General features: G+C 67.1%; 24 protein-coding genes. 7 read left to right on the top strand and 17 right to left on the bottom strand.

The annotated features are described in order from the left end of the window. Positions 1-77 precede the first annotated feature (77 nt). The 8 genes from cobM to D1F64_RS22985 form a co-directional block, all read right to left on the bottom strand. Positions 78-848 carry a precorrin-4 C(11)-methyltransferase gene (gene cobM, locus D1F64_RS02455; protein ID WP_117411126.1) on the bottom strand — a complete coding sequence of 257 codons (771 nt, stop codon included), beginning with the start codon at positions 846-848 and terminating at the stop codon, positions 78-80. Then, positions 845-2,686, bottom strand: coding sequence for a precorrin-3B C(17)-methyltransferase (gene cobJ / locus D1F64_RS02450; RefSeq protein WP_205470622.1), 1,842 nt, complete (start codon positions 2,684-2,686; stop codon positions 845-847). Before cobJ ends, cobM begins: the two co-directional genes overlap by 4 nt. Continuing rightward, complete coding sequence (gene cobI / locus D1F64_RS02445) at positions 2,650-3,330, bottom strand: precorrin-2 C(20)-methyltransferase (protein WP_346432292.1); 681 nt, start codon at positions 3,328-3,330, stop codon at positions 2,650-2,652. The genes cobJ and cobI overlap by 37 nt, the downstream gene beginning before the upstream one ends. A 753-nt stretch (positions 3,331-4,083) precedes the next feature. Then, positions 4,084-5,289, bottom strand: coding sequence for a precorrin-6y C5,15-methyltransferase (decarboxylating) subunit CbiE (gene cbiE / locus D1F64_RS02440; protein ID WP_117411124.1), 1,206 nt, complete (start codon positions 5,287-5,289; stop codon positions 4,084-4,086). A 225-nt stretch (positions 5,290-5,514) separates the two neighbouring features. Continuing rightward, positions 5,515-6,894 (bottom strand): precorrin-8X methylmutase, encoded by a 1,380-nt coding sequence (locus D1F64_RS24205; RefSeq protein ID WP_248304590.1) that lies wholly within the window; start codon positions 6,892-6,894, stop codon positions 5,515-5,517. A 209-nt stretch (positions 6,895-7,103) separates the two neighbouring features. After that, the gene (locus tag D1F64_RS02430; protein ID WP_117411122.1) at positions 7,104-8,183 is read right to left on the bottom strand and encodes a sirohydrochlorin chelatase; all 1,080 of its coding nucleotides are present in this window, start codon (positions 8,181-8,183) and stop codon (positions 7,104-7,106) included. A 5-nt stretch (positions 8,184-8,188) separates the two neighbouring features. Beyond that, entirely contained in the window at positions 8,189-8,437 is a 249-nt protein-coding gene (locus D1F64_RS02425; protein ID WP_117411121.1) for a DUF6732 family protein, read from the bottom strand. A 200-nt stretch (positions 8,438-8,637) separates the two neighbouring features. After that, positions 8,638-8,817: a hypothetical protein gene (locus tag D1F64_RS22985; RefSeq protein ID WP_162901233.1), complete on the bottom strand. Its 180-nt coding sequence runs from the start codon at positions 8,815-8,817 to the stop codon at positions 8,638-8,640. On the opposite strand from D1F64_RS22985, the gene fmt reads away from it, so the two are divergent. The 4 genes from fmt to truA all read left to right on the top strand — a co-directional run bounded on the left by fmt (position 8,801) and on the right by truA (position 12,026). Further along, positions 8,801-9,757: a methionyl-tRNA formyltransferase gene (gene fmt, locus D1F64_RS02420; RefSeq protein ID WP_205470748.1), complete on the top strand. Its 957-nt coding sequence runs from the start codon at positions 8,801-8,803 to the stop codon at positions 9,755-9,757. The two genes, D1F64_RS22985 and fmt, sit on opposite strands and share 17 nt — an antisense overlap. 25 nt (positions 9,758-9,782) lie before the next feature. Then, positions 9,783-10,298, top strand: a complete 516-nt coding sequence (locus D1F64_RS02415) for an N-acetyltransferase (RefSeq protein ID WP_117411119.1) — start codon at positions 9,783-9,785, stop codon at positions 10,296-10,298. Between the two features lie 147 nt (positions 10,299-10,445). Next, positions 10,446-11,231 carry a hypothetical protein gene (locus D1F64_RS02410; RefSeq protein ID WP_117411118.1) on the top strand — a complete coding sequence of 262 codons (786 nt, stop codon included), beginning with the start codon at positions 10,446-10,448 and terminating at the stop codon, positions 11,229-11,231. A gap of 42 nt (positions 11,232-11,273) precedes the next feature. Then, positions 11,274-12,026: a tRNA pseudouridine(38-40) synthase TruA gene (gene truA / locus D1F64_RS02405; RefSeq protein ID WP_117411117.1), complete on the top strand. Its 753-nt coding sequence runs from the start codon at positions 11,274-11,276 to the stop codon at positions 12,024-12,026. A 138-nt stretch (positions 12,027-12,164) separates the two neighbouring features. Here truA and D1F64_RS02400 read toward each other — a convergent pair whose 3' ends face one another. From D1F64_RS02400 to D1F64_RS02385, 4 genes are all read right to left on the bottom strand, one after another. Beyond that, positions 12,165-12,806, bottom strand: coding sequence for an outer membrane beta-barrel protein (locus tag D1F64_RS02400; RefSeq protein ID WP_117411116.1), 642 nt, complete (start codon positions 12,804-12,806; stop codon positions 12,165-12,167). Positions 12,807-13,155: 349 nt separating this feature from the next. Continuing rightward, on the bottom strand, positions 13,156-13,752 hold the full coding sequence (locus tag D1F64_RS02395) for a hypothetical protein (RefSeq protein WP_205470621.1): 597 nt from the start codon (positions 13,750-13,752) through the stop codon (positions 13,156-13,158). A 66-nt stretch (positions 13,753-13,818) separates the two neighbouring features. Further along, positions 13,819-15,000, bottom strand: coding sequence for a succinyl-diaminopimelate desuccinylase (dapE, locus tag D1F64_RS02390; protein WP_117411115.1), 1,182 nt, complete (start codon positions 14,998-15,000; stop codon positions 13,819-13,821). Between the two features lie 57 nt (positions 15,001-15,057). Further along, entirely contained in the window at positions 15,058-15,516 is a 459-nt protein-coding gene (locus D1F64_RS02385) for a DUF805 domain-containing protein (protein WP_117411114.1), read from the bottom strand. Between the two features lie 287 nt (positions 15,517-15,803). On the opposite strand from D1F64_RS02385, the gene D1F64_RS24990 reads away from it, so the two are divergent. Then, positions 15,804-15,938 (top strand): hypothetical protein, encoded by a 135-nt coding sequence (locus D1F64_RS24990; protein ID WP_256372886.1) that lies wholly within the window; start codon positions 15,804-15,806, stop codon positions 15,936-15,938. Between the two features lie 401 nt (positions 15,939-16,339). Here the strand turns inward: D1F64_RS24990 and D1F64_RS02375 are convergent, their stop codons facing one another. After that, on the bottom strand, positions 16,340-17,170 hold the full coding sequence (locus tag D1F64_RS02375) for a LysR family transcriptional regulator (RefSeq protein WP_162901232.1): 831 nt from the start codon (positions 17,168-17,170) through the stop codon (positions 16,340-16,342). Positions 17,171-17,302: 132 nt separating this feature from the next. Between D1F64_RS02375 and D1F64_RS02370 the strand changes: the two genes are divergently transcribed. Next, a complete protein-coding gene (locus D1F64_RS02370; protein ID WP_117411112.1) occupies positions 17,303-17,902 on the top strand; it encodes a cysteine hydrolase family protein in 600 nt (199 codons plus the stop codon). A gap of 66 nt (positions 17,903-17,968) precedes the next feature. Here the strand turns inward: D1F64_RS02370 and dapD are convergent, their stop codons facing one another. Continuing rightward, positions 17,969-18,820, bottom strand: a complete 852-nt coding sequence (gene dapD, locus D1F64_RS02365) for a 2,3,4,5-tetrahydropyridine-2,6-dicarboxylate N-succinyltransferase (RefSeq protein WP_117411111.1) — start codon at positions 18,818-18,820, stop codon at positions 17,969-17,971. A gap of 238 nt (positions 18,821-19,058) precedes the next feature. On the opposite strand from dapD, the gene D1F64_RS02360 reads away from it, so the two are divergent. Continuing rightward, complete coding sequence (locus D1F64_RS02360) at positions 19,059-19,964, top strand: DMT family transporter (RefSeq protein WP_117411110.1); 906 nt, start codon at positions 19,059-19,061, stop codon at positions 19,962-19,964. Position 19,965: 1 nt separating this feature from the next. Here D1F64_RS02360 and queF read toward each other — a convergent pair whose 3' ends face one another. From queF to D1F64_RS02345, 3 genes are all read right to left on the bottom strand, one after another. Further along, on the bottom strand, positions 19,966-20,430 hold the full coding sequence (gene queF, locus D1F64_RS02355; RefSeq protein ID WP_117411109.1) for a preQ(1) synthase: 465 nt from the start codon (positions 20,428-20,430) through the stop codon (positions 19,966-19,968). Between the two features lie 155 nt (positions 20,431-20,585). After that, positions 20,586-20,963 (bottom strand): hypothetical protein, encoded by a 378-nt coding sequence (locus tag D1F64_RS02350; protein ID WP_205470620.1) that lies wholly within the window; start codon positions 20,961-20,963, stop codon positions 20,586-20,588. Positions 20,964-21,070: 107 nt separating this feature from the next. Next, positions 21,071-21,448 carry a hypothetical protein gene (locus tag D1F64_RS02345; protein ID WP_248304589.1) on the bottom strand — a complete coding sequence of 126 codons (378 nt, stop codon included), beginning with the start codon at positions 21,446-21,448 and terminating at the stop codon, positions 21,071-21,073. Positions 21,449-21,579 lie beyond the last annotated feature (131 nt).

Raw genomic sequence — 21,579 nt, 5'->3', positions numbered from 1 at the left:
CGAGGGGCCGACCTCTCCCCATGGGAGAGGTGACTGGGACAGTACCCTGGCCATTGGGGCCCCCGCGCCGCGTGCGCTCAGGAGGCCTTCTTCTTCGGCCTGAGCACGTGCACGTGGTCGGCGTCATAGAGCGCGCTGTCGCGGAAATCCGCGTCCGGCCGCAGTGCCCGGCCCACGAAGATCAGCGCCGTGCGGGTGATCTTGGACGCGCGGATCTTCTTGCGGATGTCGGCAAGCGTGCCGCGGATGAAGGCCTGGTCGGGCCAGCCGACGCGATAGGCAACGATCACCGGGCAATCCGCACCATAGAGCGGCGTCAGCTGCTTCTCGATCTCGCCCACGTTGCGCACCGACAGGTGGATCGCCAATGTTGCGCCGGATTTCCCAAGCGTCGTCAGATCCTCGCCCTCGGGCATGGAGGACGACTTCATTGCCGTGCGCGTGACGATGATCGTCTGCGCCACTTCCGGGATCGTCAGTTCCAGCTTCAGGGCTGCTGCGGCGGCGGCAAACGCCGGCACGCCCGGGGTGACGTCGTAGGGAATGCCCAGCGCGTCCAGCCGGCGCATCTGCTCGGCGATCGCGCCGTAGATCGACGGATCACCGGAATGCACCCGCGCCACATCGTGGCCTGCGGCGTGCGCCGCCTCGATCTCCGCGATGATGTCCTCGAGCGTCATCGGCGCCGTATCCACCACGCGCGCGCCCTCGGGCGCGGCCTGCACGATGGCCTCGGGCACCAGCGAGCCGGCATAGAGGCACACCGGGCAGGCCTGGATCAGCTTCAGCCCGCGCACGGTGATGAGATCGGGATCGCCCGGTCCCGCGCCGATGAAGTGTACCGTCATTCGTCAATCCCTTCCGCCAGAGCGGGCTCAAGTTTCTTCGCGTAGCCGCGCGGCGTGTAGACATAGGGCGTCCGGCCGGCGCGCTGAATCGCGCGTGTGGCGGAGGACCCCACCAGCACCACCGTCAGCATGTCGACCTCGTCCACCGTCAGCGCCTCCAGCGTGGTCACCCGCAGCGTCTCTTCCGCGCGGCCGAGATTGACGCCCAGCACCACCGGCGTGTCGGCCGGGCGGTGCTCGAGCAGGATGTCGCGCGCGCGGGCCAGTTGCGTGCGACGGCGTTTGGAGACGGGATTGTAGAAGGCGACGATGAAATCGCCCACGGCCGCCGCCCTCAGCCTTTGCTCGATGGTCTCCCACGGCGTCAGCAGGTCCGACAGCGAGATGGTGCAGAAGTCGTGACCCAGCGGTGCGCCGATGCGCGAGGCTGCGGCCTGCAGCGCCGAGATCCCGGGCGTGCCGACGATCTCCACCCGCCGGGCCGCATCCGAAATCCCGCCCTTGCCGGGATCGCGGTCCACCAGCTCATAGGCCAGCGCGCCCATGGCGTAGATGCCCGCGTCGCCCGAGGAGATCAGCGCCACAGTGCGGCCCTTGCCCGCGAGCTCCAGCGCGAAGCGCACGCGTTCCTCTTCCGCGCCCAACGGGAACACATGGCGTTCGGTGTTCATGATCAGCGGCGCGATCAGATCGAGATACAGCCCGTAGCCGACCACGCTCTCGGCCTCGGCGATCAGCGCGCCGGCTTCCGGTGTGCGCCAGGCGTCCTTGCCCGGGCCGATGCCGACGATGGAAAGCTTGCCGCGCGCCCGGCCGATGCTCTCCACATCGAGCGGCTGGGGCGCGCGCGCGATCGCCACGGTGGCGTTGGCCGACTTGCGTTTCGCCACCACCAGGGCGCCCCCAGCTCCAACCGCCGCCAGCGCCGCGCCCTCGCTCACCCCGTGGCAGCCGACTTCCGCAAACACAACGTCGGAGGGGTTGGCGAGACGGGGCGTCTCACGCTCCAGCGCCGCCGCGTCGAAGACCCGCAACGGCGCATCCAACGCCTTGGCCAGTTCCGCCATCGCCAGTTCGTCCGCCTTGAGATCCAGCGAGACGACGGCGCCCACGGCGCCGGCCGCAAGCCCGGCCTCCTCCAGCGCGCCCATCACCAGATCGCGCAGTTCGGAGGCCGCGCAGCCGCGCGCGCAGCCCACGCCCACCGCGAGATGCCGCGGATGATAGACCAGCGTCTTCTCATCGCCCGGCGTGGCCGCATCGGTAACCACCAGCCGGATCGCGGCGTCCGCGCTCTTTGCGAATGTCGCCTGTCGCAGCCAGTCAGCCTCGCCCTCGATCCTCGCCGCCTCGCCCGCCAGCAGCGCCGCCATCACCGGCTTGGCATCCGCCGGGTTTGCCAGCCGGTAGCCTTCGGGCGGCGCATCCAGCACAACGCCGAAGACCGTGTCCCCGGCGGTGGTGATCGCCGCATGGCCGCCGAGCGCGCCGGCAAGGACGCGCGCCAGATCGTTGGCGCCGTGATGGCCGCCGATCAGCGGCACGATGCTGGCGCCGTCCTCGGAGACCGCGACCACCGGGCTGTCGAGATGCTTGTCGCCGAGCGCCGCGCCCAACGCACGGATGAGAATGCCGGCAGCGCAGATGCCGATGATCGGCGTGTGGGCCACAAACAGCGCGCGGATATGCGCCATCGTGTCGTCAAAGGTCACGTCGGCGCCTTCGACGCGTCCGGCGAGCCCGTGGATCGCCCCGCCGGTGACCGCCTGGATGCGCCGTGCGGTGGCGAGGGCGACCGGATTCAGGACGAGGATTGCTGCGTGAGCTCTAGGCTCCAAGGCTCGTCTCCCTTGTAGATGAGGATCATGGAAAAATAGGGCGCGGCGTCCGGCGCGATATCGCTCAGACGTCCGGCCTTCTGGGTGTCCAGCGTGGCGCGCTCCACATAGCCGGCGCTCTCCGTCAGCCCCAGCTCATGCAGAATGCCGCGCACCTTCGGCAAATGCCGGCCGAGCTTGATGATGGCGGCCGCGTCGCAGCTCGCAAGCCGCGCGCGCAGCGCGCTTTCCGGCAGCGTCGCCGGAATCACCGAGAGCTGGTCGTTGCGCGCCGCCAGCGGCCGGCGCAGCGCCGCGGCACAGGCCGTCATCGAGGTGACGCCGGGCACGATCTCGCTCGGATAGCGGTCGGCGAGCCGCTCGAACAGATACATGAAGGAGCCGTAGAAGAACGGGTCGCCCTCGCACAGCACCACCACGTCGCGGCCCGCATCCAGGTGCCCGGCGATGGCGCGCGCCGCCCCGTCGTAGACCTCCTGCGCGGGGAAACGCTCGCTGCGCATCGGCACGACGATCGGGATTTCGGTCGTGCCCGCCGGGATGAAATCCGCCGCGATGGAACGGGCGAAACTCTCGCCCGTGTCGGGCGCCGGATAGGCGATGACGGACGCGCCGGTGATCAGCCGGTGCGCCTTCAGCGTCATCAGCTCCGGATCCCCGGCCCCACGCCCACGCCGATGAGTCTGCCGGTCATGCGAGGCCTCCGTGATCCTCATCCCGAGGAGGCCCGAAGGGCCGTCTCAGGATGAGGACTGGTGTGTTGAAACGGCGCATAGGACGAACCGGACACGGAGCGTCGGGAAGCCCTGCGCGCGGGCGCAACCGCGCCCGCCGGATCGGGAAACCGGTCTCTCCATCGTCATCCTCGGGCTTGGCCCGAGGACCCATCTTGTTCGTCCCACCCGTCGCATGGATCCTCGGGACAGGCCCGAGGATGACGAACGTCGCAACGTTGGGAATCCCGCCACACACACGAATGTCATCCCGGCCCGCGAGCCGCCGCAACCACTCTCGCCGGACGGGAACACCGATCTCTCCATCGTCATCCTCGGGCTTGGCCCGAGGACCCATCTTGTCCGCGCCACCCGTCGCATGGATCCTCGGGACAGGCCCGAGGATGACGAACGTCGCAACGTTGGGAATCCCGCCACACACACGACTGTCATCCCGGGCGAGCGCATGCGAGACCCGGGACCCAGTAATCACCAGTGCTGCCGCTCTTGCGCGATGCGCGCCATTTACGCGCCCAGCGACAAACGCCTGGCTCTCCACGTGTTGAAAACGCGAGAAAGTCCAAGGGCGGCGCTGCCGCGCCGGCTGATGCCCTGGGTCCCAGATCTGGCCATGCGGCTGCGCCGCAGACCGTCCGGGATGACATCCATGGTGCGCCATCCCCCTCATGCCGCGTGCTCCTTGGTGATCGCCCATTGCGTCACGGGCATCATCGGCCGCCAGCCGGTCAGACCGCCCACGGGGGAGGCGCGGGAGATGGCGATCCGCGTCAGCGCGCCGCCGTGGCGCCGGTGCAGCGCCAGCAGCCGCGCTTCGCTTTCCAGCGTCACCGCGTTGGCGACCAGCCGGCCGCCGGGCTTCAGCGCCGCCCACGCCGCCTCGAACACTCCCTCCGCCGTCAGACCGCCGCCGATGAAGATGGCGTCGGGCGCGGGCAGGCTATCCAGCGCGTCCGGCGCCGCACCCTCGCGGATCTCCAGCCCCGGCACGCCGAGCGCCAGGGCGTTCTCCGCCATCATCGCCCGGCGCTCGGCCAGCGGCTCAATCGCGACGGCATGCGCGTTTCGCGCCGCGCGCATCCATTCAATCGCCACCGAGCCGCAGCCCGCGCCGATGTCCCACAGAAGCGCGCCGGGGACCGGCTGCAGACGCGCCAGCGTGACGGCGCGCACCTCGCGCTTGGTCATCTTGCCGTCGTGCCGGAACGCCTCGTCGGGCAGGCCCGGCACCCGCGGCCGGACGGCCAGACCGGGATCGGCAAGACAGTCGATGGCGAGCGTGTTGAAATCGGCGATCGTCTCGCGCCACGCCCGCGCCGTCGCCTCGACAATCCGTTCCCGGTCGCCGCCCATATGCTCCAGCGCCACCAGGCGGCTTCCGCCATATCCATCGGCCGTGAGAATGTCGGCAACTTCCCGCACCGTGTCGCCGTTGCTGGTCAGCGCAATGATCCTCACCCCCGGCGCGAGAAATCCGCGCAGCGTCTCGACGGGCCTGCCGTGCAGCGAGATCGTCTCCACATCCTGCAGCGGCCAGCGCAAACGGGCCGCCGCCAACTGGAAGGCGGACGGAGCGGGCAGCACGCGCATCTCACCCGCATCGAAATGCCGGGCCAGCGTCGCGCCGATGCCGTACCACTGCGGATCTCCGGTGGCGAGCACCGCCACGGGCCGGCCGCGCAGGGCGTCGAGCTCCTCGTAGACGGCGGAAAACGGGCTCGGCCAGGTCTTCTGTTTGCCGCCCAGATTTTCAACGATCTCGAAATGCCGCGCGCCGCCATAGACCACTTCGGCCGCCTCCAGCGCGGCCCGCGCGGCGTCGGACAAAAATCCGTCCTCGGCAATGCCGACCAGCGTGAGCCAGGGGGTCATGGCTGACGCCCCCTTTGTCCGTCACCCGGTAGGGACGCCGTGGTTTTGGCGGGTCCAGCTCGCGCGGCGTCTGGTCGTTCACCGCCTCGCGCATGCCGCGCGCCCGCTCCGGCATCGCCTCGCCCTCAGGCGTGCCCTGCGACAGGAACCCGCGCGAGCGCAAGGGCTGTCCGCCTGCCGCTTTCACCGCGGATTTCACGCCCGGCCGCGCGCGATCGGTCTTTTTCACTGTGCGTCCTCCGGCAGTCCTGCGGCGAGCGCGTTGACCGCCGCCGCGGCAATCGCCGATCCGCCGCGCCGGCCCGCAAGCGTCACAAAGGGCACGCCGCGCGGATTGCCCGCCAGTTCCGCCTTGGATTCGGATGCGCCGACGAAGCCGACGGGAAAGCCGAGGATCGCCGCCGGCCTCGGCCAGCCGTCATCCAGCCGCTCGAGCAGATGATAGAGCGCGGTCGGCGCATTGCCGATGGCCACCACCGCGCCCTCGATCCTGTCCCGCCACAGCTCCACGCTTGCTGCGGATCGCGTGGTACCGAGGCTCTTCGCCAGATCCGGCACACGCGGGTCATCAAGCAGGCACAGCACCGCGTTGCCCGCCGGCAGGTAGCGGCGGATGACGCCCGAGGCCACCATCGTTGCGTCGCAGAGCACCGGCGCGCCATGGATCAATGCCTCACGTCCGCGCGCCATCACGTCGTTCGAGAACGCCAGATCGCTCGCCACATCGACCATGCCGCAGGCGTGAATCAGCCGGATGGCCAGCGGATGCAGATCCTCGGGCAGCCGCTCCAGCCGCGCCTCGGCGCGCACGGTGGCGAATGACGCGCGATAAATCGCCGCCGGATCGCGCTCATAGGCCAGCGTATTTTTCACAGTGGATACTGAGCGCTGATTGCCGCTCGGACTCCCTAATAAAGACCCGTCCCACTTAACTCCGAATATCCAGCCCTCTTCAGTTGTTACCTTTTGATATTCCAAATCCGGAAGCTTAAGCTCAAAATATTCAGACAATTCATTTTTTGAATCTGACTCTGAAAAAAGCATGGCCAATTGTTCGACTTGCCACTGATCCGGAATAACGCCTTCTGGCGGACGGCCGACGATCGACGGATAAATTTCGACGCAAACGCATTGAGAAAAATTCTTTGAAAACGGCCAAACAGAAATCTTATTAGACAATCTTTCGCTAGAAAGTAACTTTCCTAGAGAAGACATTCCTGTAATCGATTGACCACCAACGCTACCCGCCCCTGAAAGCTTCCACACCTCTTGTGCCTTCGGAACAAGAGCTTCAACATACCTCTTCGAGTTTGGGTATCGTTGGCCATATCCACCCGGACGGGTCTTCGATAGGCCGTCGTAGTGGTGTTGGTGCGGGCAGCCCCAGTACGGTCCCAATCCATCAAAACGTGCAAGATTGGCCGATGCCGCTAGCGCGTAGCGATTGTTTTCATTGCTCGTGACGTCGTCCTCTAAGTTGTCCGCAAAATACTTCCAAAGAACCTGCCAATCGGCCTCGCCCGTTATTTGGCGAGCTGCCCCGGCGGGATAACCAAATGGAAAGTCGAAACCAATAAGAATGCGGCGGTTGGCTTCCAATTCCATCGCCAGAAGGTCCTCGAGTTCCTCAATTGCTTGCCCTCGAGTGCGTGGATTATTTGTTCTTGAGGCCTCTACCCTGACACCATCACGCCGGACTAGAGACCACCAGATACTATCCTTCCCGCGTTTCGGCGACGATGCTGCGCTCCAGTCGACCATCACATAACTGTCGAACAACGATCCATGCGGATCGGAGCATGCAACACCTAACGTCACCCCTTCTTCTCCATGCTTATCGGCCCCAGCGGGTGGTCCGCGTGCGGATAGGGCGGGTGATGGTGCCCATGGTCGTGCCCATGATCATGCCCGTGCCCATGGTCGTGCCCGTGATCATCATCGTGGTGATGCGCGGCGGCGCGGACCTTGTCCTCGCAGGCGCCGGTGCAGATCTCGTCGCACAGCTGGCACTCGGCCTCCGCGCCCAGCCCCTCCACGTGATGGTGGTGGCTTTCCTGCGCCAGGCCGATGTCGGCCTCGAACCCCAGCACCTGCTCGCGGTACTTGCACATCTGGCAATTCATCAGGTTGGCGCCCTGCAGGATCTCGGTGACCCGGTCCGCCATGGTGTCGATCACCTGCGGATGGTCATTGAGATAGCCCGCCTTGATGAATTCGATCCCGGGATGCTTGGCCGCGACGTCGTCGGTGGCCGAATAGATCCGCTGCACCAGCACGCCGGTGAACAGGAAATACGGAAACACAATGATGCGGCGGTAGCCGAGCTTGGCCGCGTGCTCCAGGCCGGGGGCGACCAGCGGGAAGGTCACGCCGGAATAGGAGGTTTCCGCCCAGCCGAACCCCATGCCTTCCCACAGCAGCCGGGTGATCTTGGCGACGTTGGAGTTGGCGTCGGGGTCCGATGCCCCGCGTCCCACCACCATCAGCAGCGTCTCGTGCGCCGGAACGTCGCCGCCCGCCGCCTCCAGCGCCTCGCGCACCCGGTCGCCCGCGGCGCGCACCATGCGCATGTCCACCGCCAGCTCGCGGCCGTAGTTGATCGCCATCTCCGGATGCTGCGCCTGATAGGTGTTGAGCACGCTCGGGATGTCGTTCTTGGCGTGGCCGGCGGCAAACAGCATGCCCGGCACCGCCAGCACCCGCGTGCAGCCGGCCTCGCGCAGCCGGTCGAGACCGTCCTTGATCACCGGATTGGCGAATTCCAGATAGCCGTATTCCACCGGCCAGTCGGGAAAGCGCGCGCGCAGCCCTTCGGCCAGTTGCGCGAACTGCTTGACGGCGCCCTTGTTGCGGCTGCCATGGCCGCAGATCATCAGGCCCAGTTTTTCGGACATATGCTTCAGCCCCGAGCCGCGTCGGCGCCGGCTTCGGCATCAGCCTCGGACTGTGAGCCTTCGTCCCGCGCGCGCTTGCGCCGGCCCTTCAGCGCCATGACGCCGGCAACCGCGGCCGCGCCCGCAAGCGCCGCAACCCCCACCCAGTGGGAGTGGCCGGCGACATCGCCCAGATGGCCCACGTGAGCGCGTGCCGCACCGGGCAGCGCGGCGGTGGAAAGCATCAGGACAGGAACAAGGATTCGTAGGGCCATATCAGGCCTCCCGCGTTGTTTCGTTCAAACGACAGCGAGTGAGACCGACAGGTCAGCGGGCGCGCCGGGTTTTCCCCTTCGCGCCGCCGGACAGCTCCGGAATAGGCCCCCTGCTTGGGTCGGCCGCACCGGACTCGCTTTCAGCCCCTCATCGGGACGCCATCCATTTGGCCGCACGCTACCGAAAGGCACTCGCGGGATCAATCATCAATACAGGCAATCGCCGCGACATCGCGCCCGGTCCCGGACACCGCCAAAATGCGCGGCGGTCGGTTGCCGGTGGCCGCGCGCTGCTGCATACAGGGCTTGCGCGGATTGTCTGTTGCCGCGCCGGGCAGAACCGCAACGGGAATCATCATGTCACTGCGCGTCATCTTCATGGGCACGCCGGAGTTTTCCGTGCCCACGCTTCTGGAAATCGTCGGCCACGGGCATGAGGTCGTCGCCTGCTACACCCAGCCGCCGCGCCCCGCCGGACGCGGCATGGAGGAACGGCGCTCGCCGGTGCACGAGCAGGCGAACGCCTTCGGCATTCCCGTCTACACGCCCACCACGCTGAAATCGCCCATGGAGCGCCAGGCGTTCCTGTCGCATCACGCCGATGTCGCCGTCGTCGTCGCCTACGGGCTGCTGCTGCCGCCGGAAATCCTGCGCTCGCCCGAGCACGGCTGTCTCAACCTGCACGCCTCGCTGCTGCCGCGCTGGCGCGGCGCGGCTCCCATCAACCGCGCCATCATGGCGGGCGACGCGGAGACCGGCGTCGAGGTGATGCAGATGGCCGAAGGGCTGGACACCGGGCCGGTCTGCATGGCCGAGAAGATCGCCATCGGCCCGGACATGACCGCGGGCGATCTGCACGACAAGCTGGCCCGGCTCGGCGCAGACCTGATGGGCCGGGCGCTGGCGGCCCTGTCTCGCGGTGCGCTCCATGCGATCGAGCAATCCGGGGAAGGCGTCACCTACGCCAAAAAGATCACCAAGACGGAGACCCGGGTCGACTGGTCGCGTCCGGCGGCGGACGTCCACAACCACATCCGCGGCCTGTCGCCGTTCCCCGGCGCCTGGTGCGAGATGCCGCGCGGCGACGCCAGCGAACGCGTCAAGCTGCTGCGTTCCACGCTGGTGCCCGCCGACGATCCCGTCTCCGACGCCGCGGCCGATGCGGCGCCGGGCGAAATCCTCGACGACGCGCTAGCGATCGCCTGCGGCGACGGCGCGGCGGTGCGGCTCGTGCGGGTGCAGCGCGCCGGAAAGACGGCCACGCCGGCAGACGAGTTCCTGCGCGGCGCCAGGCTGCGTCCCGGTTTGGTGCTGGTGTGAGCCGTCTCATGCGTGACGGTTCGCAATGACCGAGAGCTTTACCCTGCGCGCCCCGAGCGCCGATGAGCACGCGGCCATCGCCACGCTGCTCACCGCGGCCTTCCAGGGCCCCGACGAGGCCCGGCTGGTGGATCTGTTGCGGCGCTCCGGCGCCATGCTGCTGGAACGCGTGGCGGTCGACGGCGCCGCCCTTCTCGGCCACATCGCCTTCAGCCGCGTGACGGTCACCGACGGCGACGACACGGTCCGCATCGCCGCTCTCGCCCCGCTCGCCGTGCGCCCCGATCTGCAGCGCCGCGGCATCGGCTCGGCGCTGGTTCGGGATGGTCTCAAGGAGTTGCGGACGCGCGGCGAGGATCTCGCCGTCGTGGTCGGCGACACGGCCTATTATCCGCGTTTCGGGTTTTCCACCGAACTTGCAAGGCAGGTCTCCTGCTCCTGGTCGGGTCCGGCCTTCATGGCCATGGCGCTGGCGCCGGACGCGGACCGGCATCTGCCGGTGAGCGTTGCCTTCGCGGAGCCGTTCGCGCTGTTTGAATGAGCCTCAAACGGACCCGCAAATGATTCGATTTGCCGCCAAAGTCCGCAATCCCGCGCTTCAGTCCCGGGAAACAAGATTTAACCTTTTGAAATCAAAGCGATATCAACCCCACCTTGCCGGGTATTCGCCTTCAGGTAGCCTCACAGAATGGCGAACGTCGAATACCGCATGGGGCTGCTGATCGCCGCACCGCTGATTCTGGTTTTCCTGGCCGGGCTCACGGCCGGGATCGTCACGGCGTTCCTCATCTGCAACATCCCGCTGCTCAAGCGCGTGCACGACCAGGGCCGCACCATCACGTTCGCGCTCACCGCGGCTTTGTCGCTCAGCGTGCTGGTGTTTCTCGGCTCGGTGCTCTCCGGCGTGATCCTGCAGAACGGCTACTGGGGCCAGACCGCCTATGTGCCGGAGGCCTTTCCCGGCTTCCTGCTGCCGCACATGGTCGAATTCTTCATCCTGATGCTGGTGCCGCTCGTTCTGGCGCTGACCACCTTCGGCGCGCTGCGCGAGGCGTCTGAACTGGTCCAGCGCATCGTCGTGCCAATGGTGTTTCTCATCACCTTCATCGTCGTCCTGTCGGCCACCAAGGCCTGGGAAAGCTATCGGGTGATCTCCGCGCAGTTCGAAGCCGGTCCCTTCATCGACACCACCTTGCAGATGATCACGGCGGAATGCGCCAGCATTCTTGCGGCCTTCACGGCATTGGCCGACTTCGCCATCGGGCCGGACGCGGATGCGGGACTGTTCGGCGGCATGTTCGACGCCATCGGCGGCCGCGTCGACTTCATCTGGGACGCGGTGAAGAGCGCCGGCGGCAACCAGTTCGTGCTGGCCGAGGCATTTCCGGAGATTTTCGCGGTGTCGTCGGTGCTGGCCTTGCTGTATATGGTGCTGCGCTGGCCGTTCACGGCGTTTTCCAGCGCCGAGGAATAGCGCTCGGCTTTTCCCAGACACACTGCACGGACACGGCCCACGGTGCCTCGTTACAAGCTTATCATCGAATACGACGGCACCCATTTTGTCGGCTGGCAGCGCCAGGAAAACGGCATGGGCGTGCAGCAGGTGATCGAGGAAGCGATCACCGGCTTCACCGGCCAGGACGTGCGCATTCGCGGCGCGGGGCGGACGGACGCGGGCGTGCACGCCACCGGCCAGGTGGCGCATGTGGATCTCGCGCGCGACTGGAAAGCCGACACCGTGCGCGATGCGCTCAACGCGCATCTCAGGGCCCACCGGGTGGCCATCCTCTCGGCGCAAGCCGTCGGCGAGGGTTTCGACGCCCGCTTCTCCGCCACCGCGCGCCACTATCTCTACAGGCTCATTGACCGCCGCGCGCCGCTGGCGCTGGAGAAGAACCACGCCTGGCACGTCCCTCGCCGGCTGGATCCCGACGCCATGCACGCCGCCGCGCAGGTGTTTCTCGGCACGCACGATTTCACCACCTTCCGCGCCACCCAGTGCCAGGCGAACAGTCCGGTGAAAACGCTCGACTCCTTTTCCGTCATCCGCGCCAGCCCCGGCCCGGATCGCGACGAGATCCACTTGATCTGTACCGCGCGCTCGTTCCTGCACAATCAGGTGCGCTCGATGGTCGGCTCGCTGAAGATGGTGGGCGAAGGCAAATGGACGGCGCGGGATCTGGCGGAGGCGCTGGCCGCCGCCGACCGCACGGCGTGCGGCCCCGTCGCCCCGCCCGATGGGCTGTATCTGACGCGCGTGGATTATTGAGGGCAGCGCGGCTCGGGAAATGGCCGATCAGGCGGTGTCAGCCAAAGCCGCCACCGACACAGCCGGCGAGCAGCAGACCCAGCGATGCGAGCGTGAAAATAAGATGCGGTTTCATGAGCTTACTTTCCGTTTGCCGGATTAGAAATGATAGTTGATCCCAAAACGGGCGATATGGTTGTTGGATCCGCCCACCACGTTCACGCCGCCGGCGTTGATCGTCTCCTTCGGCACGCCGACATAGAGATATTCCAGTCTCGCAGACCAGCGCTCGTTGATCTTGCCCTCAAGCCCGGCGCCGGCGGTAAAGCCGGTGATGATGCTGTCGCCACTGCCAAAGCCCGTGCGCTTCGCAACGGCATGAGTGAAGGCAATACCTGCGGTGGCATAGGCAAGGTAGCGGCTGAAGGCGTAACCGGCCCGCAACCGCGCTGTCGCCATCCAGTCTTCCGTGAAACTTCCGGGGGCGGCGCTGCCCTTGATGTCGAGCAGCGAGAAATCGGCTTCTGCGCCAACGACCCAGTTGCCGCTGAACTGATGATTGTAACCAAGCTGCGCGCCGCCGATCACGCTGCCGGAATAGCCGGTGGGACCTGCGCTGGCGGGAATGTCGTTTGAAAAATTTGCGCGGCCATAACCGATGTGGCCGCCGGCATAGAGCCCCGTCCAGGTGTAAACGGGCGCGGGGCTATAGTAGCTTGGCGTACCCCTGCTCGGATCCGCCGCGACGCTCGGCCCAACGAGGGCACAGGCAAATAAAATTCCGGCGACCGTTCCACGCATCGAAAAGCTCCTGTGTCTGAACAACACATGCCATCCGAAGCGATTGTGCCTTGCCAAGACAATCTCGTTCCCTCGGGAAACGCCCCGAATGTTCCCTGGCGTCACAATGACATGACCCGCCGCGGCCGCGCAAGAAAATTACCGGTCATGGAGTGTGGCCTGGAGCGTTTCCTTGTTAAATGGAACCATTCTGCGGAGATGAATTTTGTCGAGGATCAAGAGGGTTGGCGAAGGGCATATCGCGGATATGGCCGAGACGGGCCTCGCCGATAATCGGGAAAATTCATCCCGCCCAAAGGGTTGGTCGAAACCGCTGACCAATCCTTCCCCGGCGACCGCAGCTTCGGCGTCAGATCCCGATCGCGCGATTCACCGCCGTGCCGATCAGGAAGCTCAGCAGCGTGTCGAGCACCACGAGACCGATGGCGAGGCTCACGGTGGCATTGAGCGCCGCGCGGGCGACGACATAGCGGTAGCGCAGCACGAAGCCCACGGCGATCAGCGTCAGGACCATCGTCAGGCCGGCGTTGATCATGCCGAAATTGTACAGCAGCGCCGGCACCATGTAGGGCAGGATGGCAATCGCGCTGGTCCAGTTGCGCGCGACGATGTAGCCCACATAACGGTGCGAGATCGCCAGCGGCCGCGCCAGCAGCGCCATGATGACCGGGTAGCAGATCCAATCGAGCACGAAGCCGATGGCCTTGGCCAGCACGTAGGCGCGCTCCGAGAACGTGCCCTCGAGGAGAATCACTTCCTCGGCGATGATGCGCTGCTCGGCGATCACGGTGACGGCGTAGGGCACGATGAGCAGCACGATGACGCCAAACGAGCGCCAGAACCCCTCGATGGACACGTCGAAGCCGCGCATCGCGTGCGGCCGCCCCTTGAACAGGTCCCACGACGCGGCCAGCGACCGGCGGGTTTCCTCAACACTCGGGATCATGCCGCACTCCTTCAATCCCCGATGCCGGATTCAATCCCCGAGCCGGACGCCGCATTGCCGCGCGGATCAGGCGGCGAAGACGCGCGCCAGATAGCGCGCGTAGATCGCCGCGAGCCGGTCGAGATCCTTGATCTCGACGCATTCGTCGACCTTGTGCATGGTCTTGCCCACCAGACCGAATTCCACCACCGGGCAATAATCCTTGATGAACCGCGCGTCCGATGTGCCGCCGCCGGTGGACAACGCCGGCCGGCGCCCGGTCTCCGCCTCCACCGCGTCGCTCAGCGCCGCGATCAGCTCCGCGTCGCTGGTCAGGAAACTGTCGCTGCCGTCCGCCCTGAAGGCCAGCTCATAGTCGAGATCGCCGAGGCTGGCGGCGGCCGCGGCCAGTGTTTCGCGCAGCCGGTGCATCAGCGTCTCGCGCGTCCAGACGTCGTTGAAGCGGATGTTGAAGCGTGCCTCGATGCGCTCCGGCGTCACGTTGAAGGCCGGATTGCCCACATCCACGCTGACGATTTCCAGGTTGGATGGTTCGAAGCGGTCATTGCCGTCGTCCAGGTGCAGCGCCTCGAGCGCGCCCAGCAGGCTCAGCATGCCCGGCACCGGATTCTTCGCCAGATGCGGATAGGCCACGTGGCCCTGCACGCCGGTGACCGTGAGCGTGCCCGACAGCGATCCGCGCCGCCCCACCTTGATGGCGTCGCCCAGCGCCTCCGGATTGGTCGGCTCGCCGACGATGCAGGCGTCGAAGACCTCGCCGCGCTCGGCGCACCATTGCATCAGCTTGACGGTGCCGTTGACCGCCGGGCCTTCCTCGTCGCCGGTGATCAGAAACGAGATCGCGCCGGAAAATGCGTCGCCCGCGGTCCTGGCGAAGTCGATTGCCGCGGCGGCGAAAGCGGCGACCCCGCCCTTCATGTCCACCGTGCCGCGCCCGTAGAGCACGCCGTCGATGATCTCGCCGGCGAACGGTTCGTGGCTCCAGCTCGCCGGGTCTCCCGCCGGCACCACGTCGGTGTGCCCGGCGAAGGCCACATGCGGATGACCGGAACCGAACTTGGCGAAAAGGTTTTCCACATCCGGCGTGCCGGGTTCGGAAAACACCACCCGGTGCACGGCGAAGCCGGCCTGCGCCAGCAGGGCCTCCAGATGCGCCAGCGCGCCGCCTTCCGCCGGCGTCACGCTGGGACAGCGGACGAGATCGCGGGCGATGCGCACGGGCGGGCTGAGGTCGGTGTCACGAGTCATGCTGTGCCATGTGTCGGTTGCGGCGTCATCCGCTCGGCTGGGAGCCGCGCGGCGCGTCTAGTCGGGACGATCGGAAGGGCCGCTTGGACCGCGGCGCGGCGGGCGGCTGTTGGGCGCAGGGCCGTAGCGGTTGGGGCCGGGCTGGCCAGCGCCGATGCCCATGAAGATGACAAAGGGGATGGAGATCAGCGGCAGCATGGTCAGCAGGCTGAGAAAGCCCGTCAGGCCGCGGTCGTGACAGCGCTTGGCGACCAGCGCGATCATCACCCACTGCAGTCCGAAGGCGAGGATCTCGAGCAGCGTGCCTTGCTCGTCCATGCGCAGCACCATGTCGCCATCCGGGCCGGTCTCGATCACCGCCGTGCGCACCATGACGCTGGCGATGGTCGCCAGCAAGAAGAAGACCACACCCAGCCCCAGCCAGTAGGGCTCGCGGGAAATGCGTCCGCGCGGGCTGAAAAACACCCAGGCGAGTTCGCCGATGCTGGCGTCGGACGAGGGGGAGCGCGGTGGCATGTGCTGTTCGGCCTTGCTGGAATGACAAAGAAAGTCGGGTCACGGTGCAACGCGGTCCGGCGGACCGGCACGCGTCGCAAAACATGCTCGCGTGATACCTATTGCGCGTCCGGCCCGGACTCAAGGGCGTTTTCTGACGCAGGCACGGGCCGCGGCCGCGGCGCGGCTGCGCGCGGCGGTGCCGCCGGGCCCGCATCGGGGCGCTTTCGCCCTCCCGCGCCAGCGGATCCGGCCCATAGCGGTTGGGACCGCGCACGCCGCGTTGCACCCCGAGATAGAGCTGCAGCATGGCGGCCAGCAGCGCCAGACCGCCCAGCGCCAGCAACGGCGTCAGCGCCGCCAGCGCGCCCAGCGCGCCCTCGAGCGACATGGCGGCGATCGGACAGAACACCAGCCGGGTGACCACCGGCGCCGCCACATAGGGCGCCACGACGGCCAGCGCCAGCAGACCGGACAGACCCACGTCGTGCAGCCGTTTGGCGACATAGGCATAGCCCATCCAGCCAACCACGAGAATGGTTATTCCCAGCGCCGCGAAATAGGCTGTTCCGGTGATGCCGGTCGCGTCCATCGCGCAAAGCGTGCCGTCGTGCAGGCGGAACGCGGTGGCGCTGACCGCGACCATCAGCGTCACGATCGCCAGCGCCTTCCAGTAGTCGCGCCGGCCGATGCGTCCGCGCGCCGTCGTCAATAGCTGTTCCACCGTCATGCGACTCGTTTCCCTGGGCACCCGGCTTGCGCGGATGCCCGCGCGCGTTCGCGCCGTTGTGATCGCGGGCGGATTTGCGATGCGCGCCAAACCTGTCGCAGCGCGGCTGCGGCGTCAAGCCGCCTGCCCGCAAGCGTTCGCCACCGTTTCCCCCAGCCAGTCGAACGCCGCGCGCACGGATGGGCGGTCCTTGAGATCCTCATGCACCACCAGCCACACCGGGCGTTCGGCGCGCACCGTCTCATCGATCACATGCAGCAAGGGCGCGGCGCGAATCATCCAGTCCGGCAGCATGGCCGCCCCCAGGCCCGCCTCCACCGCCGCGCGCAGGCCCGTCAACGTGCCGATGCGCGCCAGCGGCGGACCGTCGAAGCGCCCGGCCAGGGCGCGGATTTCCGGCAGGCCATCGAGATCGCGGTCATAGGCGAGATACCCCGGCGCCCCGCCGTCAAGGCGGCCGGCAAGGCGAAACTGGATCATGCCGATGCGGCGCGCCACCAGCTTGCCGCGCTCGGGCCGTGCCAGGCGGATGGAAATATCCGCCTCGCGCCGCGCGAGACTCGCGACGTCGTTGGAGCCGACCAGTTCCAGCACGATGCCCGGATGGCGGGCGGCGAAATCCGGCAGGGCCGGGGCGATCAGCCGCTCGATCACCGCCAGAACCGCGCTCACCCGCACCGTGGCGCCGGACGCCTCTCCGCTCCCCGACACCGCCTCCAGCGCGCGTTCCATGGCCTCCGCCGCCGCGACGATCGCCCGGCCCGAGGCATTGGGAACGAGTTTGCGGTCCGCGCGGCGGAACAGCGTCGCCCCAACCGAGGCCTCCAATGCCGCCAGCCGGCGGGCGATGGTGGTCTCGTTGACGCCGAGATGACGGGCGGCGGCGGCCAGCGTGCCGCGCTGCGCCAGCAGCAGCACCAGATGGTGATCGTCCCAACTCAACATACCTGCATTTTCGCAGGTCTGGACGGCGATTGCGAGGTGTTTTGACTGCGAATTCGCAGGACTATGCTGCGCGCCGAGACAATCGGATCTCGTGTACCAGCGGTTGCTGGTCTTGTAACTGGAGATCGCCGCATGCCCGATGCCCCCAAAACCCTGCGCGCCATGGCCGGCGCGCCCGCCTGGCAGCATCCCGGCGCCGGCGAAGCCGCCGTCGTGCTGATCGACGCGCAGCGCGAATACACCATCGGCGCGCTGCCGCTGCACGGGGTCACCCCGGCGCTTGCCGAAATCAGCCGGCTGCGGGCGCGCGCCAGCGCGATGGGCCTGCCGGTGATCCATGTGCGTCATGCAGGCGCGCCGGGCGGACTGTTTGACCTCGACGGCCCCGGCGGAGCCTTCTGCGACGAGGCCGTGCCGCGCGACGGCGAGGCCGTCATCGACAAGAGCCTGCCCAACGCCTTCGCTGGTACCGATCTCGCCGCCCGCCTGGAAGCGCTCGGCATCCGCCGCATTGTCGTCGCCGGCTTCATGACGCACATGTGCGTCTCCTCCACCGTGCGCGCGGCGCTGGATCTGGGATTCTCCTCGGCCGTGATCGGGAGCGCCTGCGCCACCCGCGCGCTGCCCACCCCGCACAACGGCCCCATTGCGGCCGCGGACCTGCACCGCGCCTCGCTCGCCGCCCTGTCCGACCGCTTCGCCGATATCCTGCGCACCTCCGCGGAAATTTAGGCGGCGCACGAAAAAAGGCCGCGTCCCAACGGGACACGGCCTTAAACATCCGGCTTGCGGCGGTGATCAGTCGCGCAGCAGATCGTTGATCGAGGTCTTCGAGCGCGTCTGCGCGTCCACCCGCTTGACGATGACCGCGCAATAAAGCCCCGGCCCCGGCGTGCCGTCCGGCAGCGGCTTGCCCGCAATCGTGCCCGGCACCACGACCGAATAGGGCGGCACCTTGCCGATATGGATCTCGCCGGTGGCGCGGTCGATGATCTTGGTGGAGGCGGAGATGAACACGCCCATCGACAGCACGGAGCCCTCGCCGACGATCACGCCCTCGACGACTTCCGAGCGCGCGCCGATGAAGCAGTTGTCCTCGATGATCACGGGACCCGCCTGCAGCGGCTCCAGCACGCCGCCGATGCCGACGCCGCCCGACAGGTGCACGTCGCGGCCGATCTGCGCGCAGGAGCCGACGGTCGCCCAGGTGTCGACCATCGTGTTCTCGCCCACATAGGCGCCAAGATTGATGAACGACGGCATCACGACGACGCCCGGCGCGATATAGGCGGAGCGGCGCACGGTGCAGTTGGGCACGGCGCGGAAGGCGGCGGCCTCGAATTCGGAGGCGCCCCAGCCGTCGAATTTCGACGGCACCTTGTCCCACCACACGGCGTCGCCCGGGCCGCCCTTGATGACCTCCATCGGATTGAGACGGAACGACAGCAGCACGGCCTTCTTCAGCCACTGGTTGACGACCCAGGTGCCGTCGCGCTTCTCGGCCACGCGCGCAATGCCCTTGTCGAGCATGTCGAGCGCCGCGCCCACGCTGTCGCGGATCTCGCCGGTGGTGGTCGTGTCGATGTTGGCGCGATCATCAAACGCGGCGTCGATGATGGTCTCGAGCCTGGCGAGGTCGGTGGTGCTCATGGGTGCTCCGGCAAACGCGGTCTGTGAAATGGTCGCGCGGAGAAAACCCGCCCCGCGCGCGAAGTCAAGACGGCAGTCCGGGCCACAAGCCGCAAGCGCCGCATCCGCGGCATATGCTGCCGATCCGCGTCAGACCGCATCGCATGGATCCGCCGGCCTCGCGTGCGGCGGGCCTATCGCGGCGGCGTGCCGCCTGATACAGAAAGCCTCTTTCCGCGCCTCCCTCACGAGACCTTTCATGGAACTGTGGATCCCGATCACCATCGCCGCGGCGTTCTGCCAGAACCTGCGCTCGGCGCTGCAAAAGCATCTCAAGGGCAAGCTCGGCACCACGGGCGCCACCTTCGTGCGCTTCGGCTACGGCTTTCCGTTTGCCAGCCTCTATGTGGCGGCGCTGCATTTCGGCGCGGGCTATCCGCTGCCCGAGTCCAACATTCCCTTCGCGCTCGCCGGCATGGCCGGCGGTCTGGCGCAGATCTTCGCCACCTTCCTGCTGGTGCACCTGTTTTCCTACCGCAACTTCGCGGTCGGCACGGCCTATTCCAAGACCGAACCCGTGCAGGCGGCGATTTTCGGGCTTGTGCTGCTGGGCGAGACCGTAACCCTGCCCGCCGTCGGCGCGATCCTCATCGGGGTCATCGGCGTGATCACCATTTCGATGGCGCGCACGCCGCTGACCATGCGCGCGCTGGTCACCTCGCTGACCGGCCGCCCGGCGCTCATCGGCCTGGCGTCCGCCGCCTGCTTCGGCATCTCGGCGGTGTGCTACCGCTATGCCTCGCTGTCGCTGGGCGGGCCGAACTTCGTCATGCAGGCGGCCTACACGCTGGGCTTCGTCACCGTGTTCCAGACCGCGGCCATGCTGCTGTGGATGCGCAAGTACGAGCCCGAACAGCTCATCGCCAGCATCGAGCACTGGCGGACGGCCGTGTGGGTCGGGCTGGTCGGCGTGCTGGGGTCGGCCGGCTGGTTCACCGCCATGACGCTGCAGAAGGTGGCCTATGTGCGCATGCTGGCGCAGGTGGAACTGATCTTCACCTTCGCCGCCGCCTGGTTCATTTTCCGCGAGAAGAGCAACCGCTGGGAGGTGCTGGGCTGTGTGCTGATCGTCGCCAGCATTATCGGATTGCTGATGGGGCGGTGAGTCAGCCCCGGCCGCGATAGGGGGGCACGCCCTGGTCGGGGATCCAGACGCTCTTGGGGGCTTCGCCCGACTGCCAGAACACGTCGATGGGGATGCCGCCGCGCGGGTACCAGTAGCCGCCGATGCGCAGCCAGCGGGGCTCGAGCAGCTCGACGATGCGGCGGCCGATCTTCACCGTGCAGTCCTCGTGAAACGCGCCGTGGTTGCGGTAGCTGGTGAGATAGAGTTTCAGCGATTTGGATTCCACCAGCCACTGGTCCGGCACGTAGTCGATGACCAGATGGGCGAAATCCGGCTGGCCGGTGACCGGGCACAGCGAGGTGAATTCGGGGCACACAAAACGGGTGACGAAATCCACGTCGGCCTGCGGATTGGGAACCCGGTCGAGCGGCGCGGTCTCGGGATCGGTCGGGATCTCGACGGGACGGCCCAGGGCCGTGGTGTGCGCGTAGATATCGTTGGACATGGCGGCATTCCGTCTGCGGAAAATCGTGGCCCGGCGCCTTGGCCGGGGATTCCGCGGGACCATTGGCGAATTCCTGCCCAAGCGCAAGTCCGCAGAAGAGCCAAGCGCGGGCGGCGCCAGGGCGGAATGCTGGCGGCGACCGCCGCCAGCCTCGACTACTTCACCAGCTCGATCGCCTCGCTCTGGCCGCCGTCACAGGTGTAACAGCATTCCTCGCAGCCTTCCTTGTCGCCCTTGCCCGAGCCCCAATAGGTGCTGCTTTCGTTCTTGACCCAGGCGCCGTAGCAAATGTCCTCGCCCGCGTCGCATTTGAGCGTGTAGGTATGCTCGTCGTAATCGTCGATGACGTAGACCTTGCCCTTGCCCGGCCAGACATGCTTGCGGCTCTGCGAGTAGAACTCCAGCTCGATGGTGTTCGGATGCTGGCTCGTGATGGTCCATGTCAGCGTTTCGGCCGGTGCCGCGCCGGCGGACATCGTGACAGCCGGCCCTGCCACCAGCGCCATAAAGCCAAGCGTTTTCAGAACTTTCATGACAACCCCCAGTCGTCGTGCGGCATGATCGCCGAAGCGATCTAGACAGCGCTTCTCAGCGGCTGGCAAGAGGATCATGCGGCGATCTTGCGGTAACCGGGGGCGGCTCAAGGATTGAGCACGATCACCTGCGTCTCGCCGCCGTCGCAGGTGTAGCAACAACTGCGGCAGCGGTTGCGGTTGTTGGCGCCCACGCCCCAGTAGCTGCGCTTGCGGTTGCGCACCCAGGCGCCGTAGCAGATCTGTTCACCCGGCCGGCACGACAGCCGGTAGGTGTGGGTGTCATAGTCCTTGATGACATAGACCTGCCCGTCGCCGGGCCAGGAGACGCTGCGCCCCTGCGAATAGAACTCCAGGCTGACGACCTTCGGATGCTCGCTGCGGATCTGCCAGGTCAGCGTTTCCGCGCGCGCGACGGATGCCGAAGCCATGACCGCCTGCAGCACCGCGAGCCCGATGAAGATGAATTTCGCAAGCGACGTCACGATTGCCCCCGATCAATGCCACGATTCCCCGGCCCGAATATAAACAAGGGCGCGTTCGCCTTGGCAAGGGGCGCGCGCGCCCGGTCGTCATCGCGTGCCGGAGTCGCTGCGGCCTGCCGCCGCAGGCGGTG

Source organism: Breoghania sp. L-A4, assembly GCF_003432385.1.
Lineage (GTDB): Bacteria > Pseudomonadota > Alphaproteobacteria > Rhizobiales > Stappiaceae > Breoghania.
Note: the sequence above shows the minus strand (reverse complement) of the source record. Positions and strands in the feature narration are given on the sequence as shown.